Annotated in this window: 14 protein-coding genes and 1 pseudogene; 14 read left to right on the forward strand and 1 reads right to left on the reverse strand. The window is 70.7% G+C overall.

Annotated elements, in window-relative coordinates:
- The first annotated feature begins 94 nt into the window (after positions 1–94).
- The 12 genes and pseudogenes from IW249_RS08770 to IW249_RS08825 all read left to right on the forward strand — a co-directional run bounded on the left by IW249_RS08770 (position 95) and on the right by IW249_RS08825 (position 12,057).
- Positions 95–774 (forward strand): annotated as a pseudogene (locus IW249_RS08770) (flavin reductase family protein).
- A 176-nt stretch (positions 775–950) separates the two neighbouring features.
- Positions 951–1,316, forward strand: coding sequence for a DUF485 domain-containing protein (locus IW249_RS08775; RefSeq protein WP_196920279.1), 366 nt, complete (start codon positions 951–953; stop codon positions 1,314–1,316).
- Positions 1,294–2,985 (forward strand): monocarboxylic acid transporter, encoded by a 1,692-nt coding sequence (locus IW249_RS08780; RefSeq protein ID WP_196920280.1) that lies wholly within the window; start codon positions 1,294–1,296, stop codon positions 2,983–2,985. The genes IW249_RS08775 and IW249_RS08780 overlap by 23 nt, the downstream gene beginning before the upstream one ends.
- A 91-nt stretch (positions 2,986–3,076) precedes the next feature.
- Positions 3,077–4,054 carry an NAD-dependent epimerase/dehydratase family protein gene (locus IW249_RS08785; protein WP_196920281.1) on the forward strand — a complete coding sequence of 326 codons (978 nt, stop codon included), beginning with the start codon at positions 3,077–3,079 and terminating at the stop codon, positions 4,052–4,054.
- A 75-nt stretch (positions 4,055–4,129) separates the two neighbouring features.
- Complete coding sequence (locus IW249_RS08790) at positions 4,130–5,356, forward strand: LCP family protein (RefSeq protein WP_196920282.1); 1,227 nt, start codon at positions 4,130–4,132, stop codon at positions 5,354–5,356.
- 159 nt (positions 5,357–5,515) lie between these two features.
- Positions 5,516–6,784, forward strand: a complete 1,269-nt coding sequence (locus tag IW249_RS08795) for an LCP family protein (RefSeq protein ID WP_196920283.1) — start codon at positions 5,516–5,518, stop codon at positions 6,782–6,784.
- Positions 6,785–7,004: 220 nt separating this feature from the next.
- Complete coding sequence (locus IW249_RS08800; RefSeq protein WP_443673246.1) at positions 7,005–7,922, forward strand: LCP family protein; 918 nt, start codon at positions 7,005–7,007, stop codon at positions 7,920–7,922.
- Between the two features lie 58 nt (positions 7,923–7,980).
- Positions 7,981–8,316: a rhodanese-like domain-containing protein gene (locus IW249_RS08805; protein WP_030487745.1), complete on the forward strand. Its 336-nt coding sequence runs from the start codon at positions 7,981–7,983 to the stop codon at positions 8,314–8,316.
- A 10-nt stretch (positions 8,317–8,326) separates the two neighbouring features.
- Positions 8,327–9,115, forward strand: coding sequence for a glycerophosphodiester phosphodiesterase (locus tag IW249_RS08810; RefSeq protein WP_196920284.1), 789 nt, complete (start codon positions 8,327–8,329; stop codon positions 9,113–9,115).
- A gap of 54 nt (positions 9,116–9,169) precedes the next feature.
- Positions 9,170–10,624 (forward strand): PAS domain-containing sensor histidine kinase, encoded by a 1,455-nt coding sequence (locus IW249_RS08815; RefSeq protein ID WP_196920285.1) that lies wholly within the window; start codon positions 9,170–9,172, stop codon positions 10,622–10,624.
- 66 nt (positions 10,625–10,690) lie between these two features.
- Entirely contained in the window at positions 10,691–11,110 is a 420-nt protein-coding gene (locus IW249_RS08820; RefSeq protein ID WP_196920286.1) for an ATP-binding protein, read from the forward strand.
- A gap of 59 nt (positions 11,111–11,169) precedes the next feature.
- Complete coding sequence (locus tag IW249_RS08825; protein ID WP_196920287.1) at positions 11,170–12,057, forward strand: DUF5926 family protein; 888 nt, start codon at positions 11,170–11,172, stop codon at positions 12,055–12,057.
- Between the two features lie 52 nt (positions 12,058–12,109).
- Here IW249_RS08825 and IW249_RS08830 read toward each other — a convergent pair whose 3' ends face one another.
- Positions 12,110–13,327, reverse strand: a complete 1,218-nt coding sequence (locus tag IW249_RS08830; RefSeq protein WP_196920288.1) for an arginine deiminase — start codon at positions 13,325–13,327, stop codon at positions 12,110–12,112.
- Positions 13,328–13,490: 163 nt separating this feature from the next.
- On the opposite strand from IW249_RS08830, the gene IW249_RS08835 reads away from it, so the two are divergent.
- On the forward strand, positions 13,491–14,228 hold the full coding sequence (locus tag IW249_RS08835; RefSeq protein WP_196920289.1) for a hypothetical protein: 738 nt from the start codon (positions 13,491–13,493) through the stop codon (positions 14,226–14,228).
- 169 nt (positions 14,229–14,397) lie between these two features.
- Positions 14,398–14,856 carry a hypothetical protein gene (locus IW249_RS08840; protein ID WP_196920290.1) on the forward strand — a complete coding sequence of 153 codons (459 nt, stop codon included), beginning with the start codon at positions 14,398–14,400 and terminating at the stop codon, positions 14,854–14,856.
- The last annotated feature ends 42 nt before the right edge of the window (positions 14,857–14,898 follow it).

A 14,898-nucleotide genomic window follows, 5' to 3' on the forward strand; every position in this document is an offset into this window, starting at 1 on the left:
GCCATGGCCCTCCGCCGAGCGGACCGCGCCGCAGCCGGGCGACTCCAAGGCCCCGGACGGCCGGAGGGCCAAGGTGAGCCGGCCACACCTGCCAATGCGGCCGCTGTGGCGGTGTCGGGGCTGCTGGTTTACCTGGCCACGATGATGGCGGAGGCCGGTGATCAGCTCGCCCGGCTCGGCGGACGACCCGCCGATCTGCACGAGCGCTTCCTTGGTTGGGCGAGGGTCCGGGGCGGCACAATGTTTCACGTGAATCATGAGCCGGGTGCCGAGATCCACCACACCGATCCGTTCGCGGTGCCGACCGGGCAGCGGTCACCGGTACGCCGGCTGCGTGGTCGCCTCGCCGCGCCGGTGACCCTCTGGACGGCGCCCGGTCCGGCCGGTCTGACCGTCTCGTCGACCCTGGTGGCCGAGGGGGAACCGGACCGGCTGCTCGGGCTGATCGACCCGGAGTCCGACCTCTGGGCGGCCGTCGAGGAGTCGGGTCGGTTCGCTGTCACGCCGCTCGGCCCGCCGCACCGGCAACTCGCCGACCGGTTCGCCGGCCTCTTCCCCGCCCCGGGCGGGCTCTTCGCCACTGGCGCGTGGGTCGAGACGCCGTACGGGCCGGTCCCGGGGGACGCCGGCGGCTGGGCCGGGTGCCGGCTGGACACCGCCCGGGAGTACGGCTGGGGCCTGCTGGTCGAGGCCACCATCGAGGCGGTCGACCTGGCCGAGGAGGCCGTTCCGCTGCTGCACTACCGCGGTCGCTATCACGAGCTGCCGGCCTGAACTGCCGCCCCGCCTGGAGGCGACCGATCATCGCAGTGACCTGAGTCACTTGGCGCAGCCAGCCAACCGCTCGGCGCACTCGCCGACCAGCGTCGATCTCAGCCTTCCCTGCCGGGGAGTGCGCTCTTTACGGTGCGCGAAACTCCTCTGACGCCTGTGAAGGTGGTGATCCACAGATGTCCACGGACACACCCGCTCCGGCCGCTTCCCAGTCGGACAAGTACCTGGCCGTACAACGGTCGGACGAGTTCGCCGGGCTGCGGCGTGCGCTGCGCGGCTTCGTCTTCCCGATGACCGTCGCGTTCTTCCTGTGGTATGCGCTCTACGTCATTCTCTCCGCGTACGCCCGGGACTTCATGGGCACGAAGCTGTTCGGCAGCAACATCAACGTCGCACTGGTCTTCGGCCTGCTCCAGTTCGTCTCCACGTTCCTGATCGCCTGGCTCTACTCGCGGTACGCGGACCGCAAGATCGACCCCGTCGCGGACCGGATCCGCGCCGAGATCGGGGAGGTGACCCATGAGCAAGGTCCTCGCGGTTGAGACGTTCCTCGCGGCTGAGGCGGGCAATCACACCGCCCGCAACCTGACCATCACGCTCTTCCTGGTCTTCGTGGCGGTGACCCTGGGCATCACCATCTGGGCCAGCCGGCAGACCAAGACGGCGACCGACTTCTACGCGGGTGGCCGGTCCTTCTCCGGCTTCCAGAACGGCATGGCGATCGGCGGCGACTACATGTCGGCCGCCTCGTTCCTCGGTATCGCCGGCATCATCGCGCTGTACGGCTACGACGGCTTCCTCTACTCGATCGGCTTCCTGGTCGCCTGGCTGGTGGCCCTGCTGCTGGTCGCCGAGCTGCTGCGGAACTCGGGCCGGTACACGATGGCGGACGTGCTGGCCTTCCGGATGCGCCAGCGTCCGGTGCGGACGGCGGCGGCGGTCTCCACCATCACGGTGTCGATCTTCTACCTGCTCGCGCAGATGGTGGGCGCCGGCGCGCTGGTCGCGCTGCTGCTCGGTATCCGGCCGGGGACGACCTTCCTCGGCATGGACGCTGACACCGCGAAGGTGGCCACCATCATCATGGTCGGCGCACTCATGATCATCTACGTCACCGTGGGTGGCATGAAGGGCACCACCTACGTGCAGATCGTCAAGGCGTTCCTGCTCATGGGCGGCGCGCTGCTGATGACCATCCTGGTGCTGGCGAAGTTCAACTTCAACCTGTCGGAGCTGCTGGGCCAGGCGGCCGCGGCATCCGGCAAGGGCAACGCGTTCCTCGAACCCGGGTTGCGGTACGGCGTCGAGGTGGCCGGCAACTCGACACAGACCTTCTACAACAAGGTCGACCTGCTGTCCCTGGGCATCGCCCTGGTGCTCGGCACCGCCGGTCTGCCGCACATCCTGATCCGCTTCTACACGGTGCCGACCGCGAAGGCGGCCCGCAAGAGCGTGCTCTGGGCGATCGGCATCATCGGCACCTTCTACCTGCTCACCCTGGCCCTCGGCTTCGGTGCGGCGGCGCTGGTCGGCAGCCAGGCGATCACGGCACAGGACAAGGCCGGCAACACCGCCGCGCCGCAGCTGGCCGAAGCGCTCGGCCTCGACTTCTTCGGCGGCGAACTCGGTGGGGCAGCCCTGCTGGCGATCATCGCGGCGGTCGCCTTCGCCACCATCCTCGCGGTGGTCGCCGGGTTGACACTGGCCTCGTCGTCCAGCCTGGCGCACGACTTCTACGCGAACGTGCTGAAGAAGGGTGAGGCGTCGGAGCGGCAGGAGGTACGGGTCGCCCGGATCTCCGCGCTGGCGATCGGTGCGGTGTCGATCGCCCTGTCGATCTTCGCGCAGAACCTCAACGTGGCGTTCCTGGTGGCGCTGGCCTTCGCGGTCGCCGCCTCGGGCAACCTGCCGGCGATCCTCTACAGCCTCTTCTGGCGGCGGTTCAACACGTCCGGCGCGGTGTGGGCGATCTACGGCGGGCTGCTCTCGGCTGTACTGCTGGTGTTCTTCTCGCCGGTGGTCTCCGGTGCGGCGACCTCGATGTTCCCGAACCACGACTGGCAGTGGTTCCCACTGTCCAACCCGGGCATCCTTTCCATCCCGTTCGGTTTCCTCTGCGGGTGGATCGGCACCGTCATCTCCAAGGAGCACGACGAGGACAAGTACGCGGAGCTGGAGGTGCGCGCCCTCACCGGCGCCGGCGCCCACTGACAGCGCCACCTCTGCAGAGGGGTCCCCTGTTGACGCGCGACGTCAACAGGGGACCCCGTCCGCGAATTCGGCTGTCGGTAGGCTGAGCGGTATGAAGGTTGCTGAGCGCTTTGGTTCCGGTCACCGCGTCCTCGTCACCGGCGGAGCTGGCTTCGTCCCGTCGCACCTGGTGGATGCCCTGATCGCCCGAGGTTGCACAGTGGTGGCGCTGGACAACTTCGTGACCGGCTCCAAGGAGAACGTCGCCCACCTGCTGGACCGGCCGACCTTCACCCTCGTCGAGGCGGACATCTCCGACGGCCTGCCGACCCACCACCCGGCGCTCACCGAGCGGTTCGACGCGATCCTGCACATGGCCTCTCCGGCCAGCCCCACCGACTTCGCGCAGCTGCCGGTGGAGATCCTCCGGGTCGGCTCGGTGGGCACCCTGCACCTGCTGGAGCGTGCGGTCGCCGACGGCGCCCGGTTCCTGATGGCCTCCACCTCCGAGGCGTACGGGGACCCGAAGGAGCACCCGCAGCGGGAGACCTACTGGGGCAACGTCAACCCGATCGGGGTCCGCAGCGTCTACGACGAGGCCAAGCGCTTCTCCGAGGCCGCGACGATGGCGTACCACCGCTACCGCGGGCTCGACGCGGCGATCGTCCGGATCTTCAACACGTACGGCCCGCGGATGCGTCCGGACGACGGCCGCGCCATCCCCACCTTCATCTCCCAGGCGCTGCGCGGCGAGCCGATCACCGTGCACGGCACTGGCAACCAGACCCGGTCCATCTGCTTCGTCGAGGACCTGGTGCGCGGCATCCTGCTGCTGCTCGACTCGACCGAGACGGGCCCGGTCAACTGCGGCACCGAGCACGAGCTGACCATGCGGCAACTCGCCGAGTTGATCGTGTCGCTCTCCGACAGCACCTCGAAGGTGACCTATGTCACCCGCAGCTCGGATGACCCGGAGATGCGCCGGCCGGATCTCACCCTCGCTCGTGAACTGCTCGGATACGAGCCGTCGGTGGCGCCCGAAGATGGCCTGCGACGCACGATCGAGTACTTCCGGACGCGGCTAGGGTAACCAGTTCCTCGCGTAGGCCAGCCGCTGAGTGTCGCCTGAAGGCGGCGGTGGCTCTCGCTACGTACCCTGAGTTACATGTCCGCGACCTCGTCTGCCGGCGTCCCGCATCCGTACCTGCACCGCAGCGCCGGGCGCGCGTCGGTGCCTGGCCCCGACCGGGGCGCCTCCGGGCGTGCCCGTCCGACCGAGGCGCGCTTCTACCCGTCGTACGACGAGGAGGAGCCTCGCTCCGGCGGCCCGGCGGGGCCGACCGGGCCCGGCGGCCCGGGTGGCGCCGGTGGGCCGGGGCGGCGCGGGCCGCGACCGCGCTGGGGCCGGATCGCCCTGGTGGCCGGGGCCGCGGTGCTGGTGCTGGCGCTGCTCGGCAGCGTCGGCGCCTGGCTGTACGCCCGCAACCTCAACAGTGACCTGGCCCGCACCGACCCGTTCGCGGAGATCACCGGTGGCCGGCCGGCGAAGACAGTCGATGGCGCGCTGAACATCCTGCTGGTCGGCAGCGACTCGCGGGACCCGGACGCTCCGGTCGACAGCAAGAGTCAGTGGCGTGCCGACACGATCATCGTCATGCACATCCCAGCCGACCACCAGGAGGCATACCTGGTCTCCATCCCGCGGGACCTGTACGTGCCGATCCCGGAGAGCGCCGGCGCGGACTGCGGCTCCGGCTCCCGCGCGAAGATCAACGCAGCGTTCGCGTTCGGTGGGCTGCCGCTGGCGGTACGCACCGTCGAGTGCTTCACCGACGTTCGGATCGACCACGTGATGGCGATCGACTTCGGCGGTTTCAAGGAGGTCACCGACGCCCTCGGCGGGGTGGACCTGAAGGTCGAGCGGACCGTCACCTCGATCCACAAGCCGTACCGGACGTTCACCAAGGGCACCAACCACATGGACGGCGCGGAGGCGCTGGACTGGATCCGGCAGCGCAAGCAGTTCCCGGACGGGGACTTCGCCCGGATGCGGCACCAGCAGGAGTTCCTTCGGGCACTGATGGACAAGGCGGCCAGCACCGGCACGCTGGCGAACCCGAAGAAGTTGAACGACTTCTTGAAGTCGGTGACCGCGGCCGTAACCGTCGACCAGTCTTTCTCGGTTACAGACATGGCGCTGCAGTTCCGTAACCTGCGCGGCCAGAACCTCACCTTTGTGACCAGCCCGAACTCGGGCAGCGACACGATCAACGGCGAGTCGGTGGTGGTATCGGACCGGGAGAAGGCCCTCGCGATGTACCAGGCCATGTCGGCGGACACGATGGCCGACTGGGTCAAGGCCAACCCGCCGAAGAGCAACGACGGCGGCTGACCCCGGTCCGACGGGCACCAGCCGTTCGGGTCATCGAGCGGCGACGATCGACTGAGTCGGTGAAATTCGACGTCCGGATTGACCCGGGATGAACTCGCCAAGTCGATTTGATGTACGTACAGTGGTGCCGCCCCCTCCTGATCACGAGCTGGAGCACGAATGCCGGTTCAGGCCAGTCGTCGCCCTTCTTCCTCCGGGTCCGCCGCCCCCAGCGGTCGAGTCGCCGCGGCCATACCAGCGCAGGCACGCCCCTCGGGTGGCGGGCCGGGCTCGCGTCCGCCCGGCGGCGGCGGTGGTGGCGGTGGGGACCGCCCGGGTGGCGGTGGGTCGAAGAAGCGGACCAAGCGCAAGGACCCGCTCTGGGCCAGGCTGACAGTGGTCTTCGGTGCCGTGCTGATGCTGAGCAGCGGCGTGGCCATCGTCGGCAGCAAGGCGTTGATCGGGCAGGCGACCGGGGGCATCGCGAAGGGCAACCTGCTGGGTGATGCCGGCAAGTCCGACGCCGAGGGCGGCGCCAGCCTGGACGGCCCGATCGACATGCTGCTGCTCGGCGTGGACGCGCGGGAGCGCTGGGCTGCCGACGACGTCCGCTCGGACAGCATCATCATCCTGCACATTCCGGCCACGCACGACCAGGCGTACCTGATCTCGATCCCCCGGGACACCGAGGCGCAGATCCCTCCGTTCAAGAAGAGCGGCTACGGCGGCGGCAGCGGCAAGATCAATGCCGCGTTCCAGGCCGGTGCCGCCAACGGCGGCGGCTGGGAGGGTGGCGCCCAGTTGATGGCGCAGACGATCAAGCGGCTCACCGGGATCAGCTTCGACGGCGCGGCGATCATCAACTTCGGTGGCTTCAAGAACGTCATCGACACCCTTGGCACTGTGCGGATCTGTGTCAGCCAGGAGGTCAAGTCGCTGCACATGTCGTACGTCGACGGCAAGCCGATGTGGAACGCGGACGCCAAGAAGACCGGCAAGGAGCGCACTCCGGTGGTGCACAAGAAGGGCTGCCAGGAGATGGAGGGTTGGGCGGCGCTCGACTACTCCCGCCAGCGCAAGTCGCTCAAGAACGGCGACTACGACCGGCAGGCGAACCAGCAGCAGCTGATCAAGGCGATGGCCAAGAAGGCCACCGAGGGCGGGATGTTGTCCAACCCGGCCAAGATGAACAACCTGATCAAGGCGGCGGGCAAGGCGTTCGTGCTGGACACCGGCGGCGTGCCGATCGAGGACTTCATCTTCACCATGCGCGGGGTCACCGGCAACGAACTGACCATGCTCAAGACCAACAACGGCACCTTCCACGCCAACAACAACAACACCGAGGGCTTGAGCGAAGAGACGATGGCGATGTTCCAGGCCGTCAAGCAGGACAAGCTCGCCGAGTTCGTCTTCACCCACCCCGAGGTGATCTCTACCCGCAAGTAGGGCCGGTAGTCGGGGAAACCCAGCGACGACCTCGTCACCGCCCGTAGCCTGACGTGAGCAGGGTTCACGTATCGGCTGCGGGGAGGCGGTCACGTCCAGGTGGGGACGGAACGCAGCGGGCCGGGCCGGAGCGGCCCCGCCCGCCCGGTCACCTCGCGCCCGTGGGCCGCGGATCCTGCTCGGTGTCGGCCTGGTCCTCGTCCTGCTGGCGGGGCTCGCCGTGGCCGGTCTCAAGATGCTCAGCCACCGGTACGACCGCACGGTGACCAAGGAGCAACTGCTCGACGCTGACGCCCGCACCGACCGCACCGACCTGGACGGGCCGCTCAACTACCTCCTGGTCGGCTCCGACCGACGCCCGGGCGACAGCGGCCCGGACCAACGCTCGGACACCATCCTCATCGTGCACGTCCCCGCCGGTCAGCGGGAGGCGTACCTGGTCTCCATCCCGCGCGACCTGCTGGTCGCCATCCCGCCCGCGAACGGCTTCGGCGGCGGCCAAGACAAGATCAATGCGGCGTACGAGCACGGCGGCGGCGGACAGGCCGGCGCCCAACTGCTCTCCGCCACCCTGAACCGACTCACCGGAATCCGGTTCGACGGCGCCGCGCTGATCGACTTCTCCGGCTTCCGGAAGGTCATCGACCTGCTCGGTGGGGTGGAGATGTGCGTGGACACCGAGGTCCGCTCGATCCACACCAACCGTGTCTTCTCCACCGGCTGCCACCAGATGGACGGGGCGCAGGCACTGGACTACGTCCGACAGCGCTACGACCTGCCCGGCGGGGACTACGACAGGCAGCACCACCAGCAGCAGTTGCTCAGGGCGATGCTGGACAGCGCCGGCAGGGCGGACCTGCGGAGCAACCCCGTCAAACTGGACCAGGTGCTCCGGGCGGTCGGCGGCTCGTTGACAGTCGACACCAACGGCGTACCCCTGGAGGACCTGCTCCTCGCGCTGCGCGCGCTGCCGCCCGACGGCATGCGCGGCGTCCAGGTGCCCTCCTCGCCGCAGACCATCGACGAGGTCTCGTACGTGGTGCTGGACAACGGGGGCAACGGGCTCTTCGAGGCGCTTCGCGGCACGCGGGTGCCGGCCTGGGCGCAGGCCAACCCGCGCTGGGTGACCCGGTTGTGACAGTGCCGACGGCCCGGTCGGTGCCGAACCGGGCCATGAGGATCTAGTGTTGCTTCCTGTGTTCGGACCCCAGGTTCCCACCGTGCCCGTGACCGAGATCGCCGACGAGACCTACCTGCTGGATGTGCGGGAGGACGACGAGTGGGCGGCCGGCCACGCGCCCACCGCTCACCACCTGCCGATGATGGAGCTGCCGGCCCGGCTGGCCGAGGTGCCCACCGACCGGGAGGTGGCGGTCGTCTGCCGTTCCGGCGGGCGCTCCGCCCAGGTCGTCGCCTACCTGATCAACAACGGCTGGGAGCAGGTGCGCAACGCCGACGGCGGGATGCGCCAGTGGGCTGCTGTCGGCCGACCGGTGGTCGACGCGAACGGGCAGCCCGGCCAGGTCATCTGAGGCCGGCGGAATGGGCGGGCCACTGGTCTTCGCGCACCGCGGCGCCTCGTACGACCTACCCGAGCACACCCTCGCCGCGTACCTGCGTGCCCTGGACGAGGGTGCCGACGGCCTGGAGTGCGACGTCCGGCTGACCCGGGACGGGCACCTGGTCTGCGTGCACGACCGACGACTCGACCGCACCAGCAACGGTCGCGGTCTGGTCAGCGCGCGTACGCTCGCCGAGCTGGACGCCCTGGACTTCGGCTCGTGGCACCCGGGCAGCGCGCCGAACGGCGACCTGCCGCCGGACGAGTCGCACACCCGGCTGCTGACCCTGGCCCGGCTCCTGGACGCGGTACTCGCCGCCGGGCGGCCGGTCCGGCTGCTGGTGGAGACGAAGCACCCGTCCCGCTACGGCTCGAACGTGGAACGGCGACTGGTCAGCCTGCTGCGCCGGTACGGGCTGGCCGACCCCGCGCCGGACGACCCGGTGCAGGTGACAGTCATGTCGTTCTCCCCGCTGGCGGTCCGTCGGGTGCGCGAGCTGGCCCCGACGCTGCCCACCGTGCTGTTGCTGGAGGTGTTGCCGCGCTGGCTGCGGTTGGGTCGGCTGCCGTTCGGCACCCGGATCGCCGGGCCCGGCATCGGCCTGGTCCGGGCCCGCCCGCAGTTGCTGCCCGCACTGCGGGCGGCCGGCAACCAGGTGTACGTCTGGACGGTCAACGAACCGACCGACCTGGAACTGGTGCTGGCCGCCGGGGTGGACGGGATCATCACCGATCGGCCTGCGTACGCCCTCGCCCGGCTGGACCGCTGACCCCGTCCGTCGGGCGGGGGTGCCAAAACCCTGTCGGCGGGGCAGACTCGGCACATGCCGGAGCGAATCGACTTCCCCGCTCTCCTCGCCGGCCACACCGTAGTGATCGAGATGATCAACTCGGGGGACGCGGGCCTGCCGGTCCTCACCCAACTGCTCCGGGTGACCCAGCCGGCGCTCGGCGCGACCGGAATGGCGTTCGTCGAGTTCGGTCCGACAGGTGGTCGCGTGATCGCCGCGACCGGCGTCGCGGAGTGGGCCCTCGGCCGACCGCTGGCGGTCGACGACCCGGACACCGTCTGCCTGCTCTCCGGGCCACGGGTGCGTCAGGTGCGGGTGGGTGACCTCAACGGCAAGCTGGCCGGTGAACTGGCCGGCAGCGGGCTGCGCCGGATGGTGGTCTCCCGGGCCGAGATCGGCGGTCACACGGTCGGCAGCCTGCACGCGCTCTATCCGGGCGACGACGAGCCGGGCGCCGAGCAGCAGGGGGTGGTCGCCTACCTCGCGTCCTGCGTCGGGCACATGTACGGCGACCAGAGTGGCCTGCCGGTGCACGGCGACGGCCCGGTGGTGGCGGCCCTCGCCGACGGGCTGGCCGTCGTCGACCGGGACGGGCACGTCCGGCTCTGGAACCCGGCCGCCGCCCAGGTCACCGGCCGGACGGTCGAGCAGGCGCTGAGCCGCCCGTTGCCGTTCCCGCTGCCACCTTCCGGGCAGGTCCGGGACCATCGGATGCCGGACGGCCGCTGGCTGCGGATCACCTCCGGCGATCTGCCCGGCCCGGGCACGTTGCGGGTGGTCACCTTCCGCGACATCACCGACCAGCAGCGCCGCGACCACGACAGGGAACTGTTCGTCGCGGTGACCAGCCACGAGCTGCGCACCCCGGTCACCGTCATCAAGGGGTACGCGGACACCCTCACCGACCACTGGGAGTCGCTGACCGACGTCGACCGACGGCAGGCGGCCCGGGTGATCGGGCAACGCGCCAACGAACTGGCCCGGCTGGTCGACCGCCTGCTCAGCTCGGCGGCCGAGGTGGGGCCGGGCGACGACCCGCCCACCCCGTTCGACCTCGGTGAGGCGCTGCGCTCCGCCGTCGTGGACCTGCCGGCGGAGCTGCGCCGCCGGCTGGTGCTCCGCCTCCCGGGCGATCTACCCAAGGCGCTCGGCCACCGGCCCAGCCTGGCCACCGTGCTGACCGAGTTGACGACAAACGCCGGTAAGTACTCGGCACCGGATTCGCCCATCGAGATCACCGCCTGCGGCGACGGCCAACTGGTGGCGTTCCGGGTCAGCGACCAGGGCATCGGCATCCGACCCGAGCACGTGGAACGGGCATTCGACAGGTTCTGGCAGGGCGAGTCCGGCGACCGTCGCGGCTACCCGGGGGCCGGGCTCGGCCTCTATCTCGTCCGCCGGATCGTTGAACAGCAGAATGGATGGGTATCCCTACGTCCGAGGACCGGCGGCGGTACGGTCGCAGAGGTGCGGCTACCACGCGGTTGACAGGGGTGGCGCGACGTGGAGGCGACGGTGGCAGCGGCAGCGGCAGCGAGGGATCGAGCCTGGTGCGTGGTGGTTCCCCACCACCCGGGCGGGGCACGGCTGGCCCGACACCGGCTCGCCGCCGAGCTGACGGACGTCGTACCCCCGACGCTCCTCGCGGACCTGATCGCGGTGCTCGCGGAGCTGGTGGGCAACGCGGTGCGGCACGCCCGGCCGCTGCCCGGCGGCGTGATCCGGGTCGCCTGGCGGCTGCGGCCCTCGGCCGACGGCGCACAGATCCAGCTTCGGGTCACCGACGGCGGCGGCGCGAGCACCGGGCCACGACTCCGGACGGCCAGCCCGGACGCCGCGGACGGGCGTGGCCTGCACATCGTGGCCGGCCTGGCCACCCGGTGGGGCGTCGAGCAGGACGGCATGGGCCAGCGCGTCTGGGCGGAGTTCGACGGGGCGCCGGCACCCCGACCCGACCTGGTGCCGGCCGGCTGAGGACGGCTCGGGCGGGTCCCGACCACGGCGTGCCGCTCGGGGCTCTAGGCTGTGACGCCGTGAGCAAGCGTCGAAAGAGCCAGCGCACCGCCGCCGAGACCACCCCCCGTCGCGACAAGGTGCGGGACGTCTTCGTGCCGCGTCCGTTCGACGGGCTGGTCGACGAGTCCGAGTGGATCGCGCTGCGCGAGTTGGTGCCCGCCGCCTCCGCCCCGCTGCGGCTGGCGCCCGCCCTGGTCGAGGAGTTCGGTGACCGGGCGGCGACGCTCGCCACGGTGCTGCCGATGGCCGCCCCGGCGATCACCAAGCCGGACGGTCGGGTGCTCATCGGTCTCCAGCGCCACCAGCAGTCCGGCGACGTCTCCCGGGACCTGGCCGACGCGTTGCTCAGCGCGCTGCGCGCCGAGCCGGGTGGTCAGGTTTCCGTGGCGCCACTGCCCGGCCCCGGGCCCCGGCTGCAGGACATCCTCGTGGACGGTCCGCTGGACATCACCATGCACGACGGTTTCGACTTCTGGCTCGACCCAGGGGCCGCCGACGATCCGACCGTCCAGGCGTCGCTGGAGCGGGCGAACGCGGCCATCTACCCGACGGTGCGGCTGACCGCGGCGAAGGCCGCGTACTGGTGTCAGGTCCCGGAGAAGGCCCACGTGCGTTGGGTCCTGCCGGATGACGAGGACGCCGCCCTGGACGCCCTGGCCCGCCTCGGCGCGGCCGGCACGCTGACGCTCGGCGAGCAGACCAAGTTCGCCGGCATGTTCCGCGCGCACGGCCGACTCGTGCCGGTCTGGGACCTGCCGGAGGACACCCCGGCGGCCGAGTGGGAGGAGCCGGTGGCGCAGTTCGCCAAGCGGTACGCGGAGGCGCTCACCGTCACCGACCCACTCGACGCCGCCGGCCGCCGGGCCCGTCAGGGTCTGCTCGGCCGCCAGCTCACCCTGCGCTGACCCGGACGCTGTCGTCCCGCTCGGCCGGGTGACGGGCCGGTCGTCGCGCGTTTCAGCCGGCGACGGGCAGCGGGTCGCGGGTGATCGGGCAGGACATGCAGCGCGGTCCGCCCCGACCGGAGCCCAACTCGGAGCCGGCGATCGGGATCACCTCGATGCCGGCCCGCTCCAGTTGGGCGTTGGTCTCGGTGTTGCGCTCGTACCCGACGCAGAGCCGGGGGGCCAGGGCGAGGGTGTTGTTGCCGTCGTCCCACTGCTCGCGTTCCGCGGTGACCGGGTCCAGCCCGGTGTCGATGACCCGGAGCAGGTCGAGGTCCATCGCGTCGGCGGCGGCCCGCAGGAACGGTGCCGGCCCGTCCACCCGCGGGTCCTCGCCGTCAGCGCCGGCGATCACCGTGTACGCGGAGAGCGCGCTCGCGATGTTGGGATACATCAGCACGGCGTCCACGTCGACCATCGTGCACACGGTGTCCAGGTGCATGGTGGCGCGCTTCTGGGCGATCGGCACCACCAGGATGGTGTGGGCCAGGCCGGCGGCGAAGACCTGCCGGCCGAGGCGTTCGGCGCCGGCCGGGGTCGTCCGCTCGCCCACCCCGACCGCCAGCACCCCGGGTGCGAGCAGCAGCACGTCCCCGCCCTCCAGGTGCTCGAGGGTGGGGCGGTAGACGAACTCGGTGCCGGCGAACCGGGGGTGGTGGCGGTAGATGGCGTCGGTCAGGGTGGTCTCGCGGCGGCGGGCCGGCATGGCCAGGCTGGTGACACCGACCCGGTCGCCGATCCACAGCGACGAGTCGCGGGTGAACAGCAGGTTGGGCAACGGGTCGATGACGAAGTCGTGGCGGTCCATCAGCGTGTAGACCAAGCCGCCCGGGCGCTCCGAGCTGATCCGCAACTCCTCGTGGGCCAGCCCGGCGGTGAGCACGTCGGCCAGGGCGGCCGGGTCCAGGTAGGAGAGGTGGTCCGCCACGCGGGCCCGCAGGGTGTCACCGAGCCGTCGGGAGCGCAGCACCTGCTCGGTGAGTTCGGCCCGGGCGTCCGCGACGGCAAGCGTCTCGGCCAGCAGGGTGGCCAGGTAGAGCACCTCGACGCCGCGCTCGCGCAGGGCGGCGGCGAACGCGTCGTGCTCCTCCTGGGCGCGTCCCACCCAGGGGATCGCGTCGAACAGGAGCGAGTCGTTGTTGCGGGGGGTGAGCCGGGCCAGTTCGGGGCCGGGTCGGTGCAGCAGTACGGTGCCGAGCCGCCCGACTTCGCTGTCGACGTAGTGGGTCACTCCCGCAGCGTAGGGCAGTGTTTAGCGGCATCCGAGAAAAGAACTGTGGATGAATATGGCATTCATCCACAGTCACTCCGGCGCTCCGGCTTGCCGAACACCGGTACTGGCAACGTAGGGTAGTGAGGACATAACTTCGAGGGACCTTTTGCCGGAGGTCGCGATGACTGTCTTTCCCGCACGACGAGCCGTACCGTCCGCTCGGGCACTGCCGCCCGTCGCGGTGCCTCACCCCCGCGTCGAGGCGCCGGGGGTTCTCGAACCGGCCCGTCCGACACCACTCGAATGGGCCCGCCGCCGTCGGGCCGAGCGGGGTGCACGCCGCCTGGAGGCGGCCGGGGCACGGGCGTTGGGCCAACTCGACCATCTCGGGCCCGCCTGGCACGTCATCGAGTGGCCGCGCACCGACGTGACAGACGTCCTCGACCGCGGTCAGGACGACCGGGCCGGGTTCCTCGCCATCGGGCCGAGCGGCCTCTTCGCCGTGACCATCGCGGACCACGGCCGGGCCAGGGTGCTCGTCGCCGGCGACGTGGTGCAGATCAACGGCAAGCGGCCCCCGTACGTGGCCGAGTCCCGCCGGGACGCCAAGCGGGCCAGCAAGGCCCTTTCCGAGGCGGTGGGGCTACCGGTTCCGGTGACGCCGGTGCTGACCTTCGTCGGCTCCGGCGTGATCAGCGTCTACGGCCTTCCGAAGGACTGTCTGATGGCCACCCACCGGGAACTCGACCGGCTGCTCGTGGCCGGTGGCAGCCGGATCAGCCCCGCGACCGCCGAGAAGCTTTCCCGGGTCGCACAGCACCCCGGGACCTGGCTGAACGGCACGTACCGTCCAACAGCCGACTACCGGTGGTACGACGAGGGCCGAACGGCCGCTGACAAGCCGGCCCACCGCCGGTAACGTCACCGGCGACGCCACGCGGCTCCGGTCCCCCCGTACACCTCACCGGTCTCCGCGCCGTCACCGGTCGCCTCGGCTCACGCTGCGCGCCCCGGTGACCCGGTGCGCTCGGTGATTCCGTCGGCGACCCGCTAGCGTGGACAGTCGATCGGTGCACATAGGAGGCGCGGTGGCCCACGTCGAACTTTCGCTCTCGGAAGCGTTCGTGCCGGCGGCGCGGGCCTCGACAGAGCCGGAGTCCGACAACGTCGGCCAATGGTCGTCGACAGTCTCCCGGGCCGACGAGCCGTGTCTGCTGATCGACGCCGACACCCGGGTGGTGGCGATCTCCACGGCCGGCTGCGAACTGCTCTGTCTCGGTGAGCCGGACAGGCTGATCGGGCGACCGCTGCTCGACGGCGGGCTCCGCCTGCTCGACTTCACCGCCAACCGGGGCGAGCTGACCGAAGCCGAGATCGACAAGATCCCGCCCCTGTTGGCGCTCTCCTCCGGCCGCCTCGCCCGTGGACTACTCCGGGTGCAGGCCGCCACGGCGAACAGCTCCGACGCGACAGTCGACGCGATCTCCACCCCGGTCCTCACCGACGGCACCGTCGCCGGCTCACTCACCTTCTTCTCCGAGGTCTGACCTGCGGCGGAGTGTGTCCTTCGCCGCAGGCGGCGTTGCCGG

This window comes from Micromonospora vinacea (genome assembly GCF_015751785.1).
Classification (GTDB): domain Bacteria; phylum Actinomycetota; class Actinomycetes; order Mycobacteriales; family Micromonosporaceae; genus Micromonospora; species Micromonospora vinacea.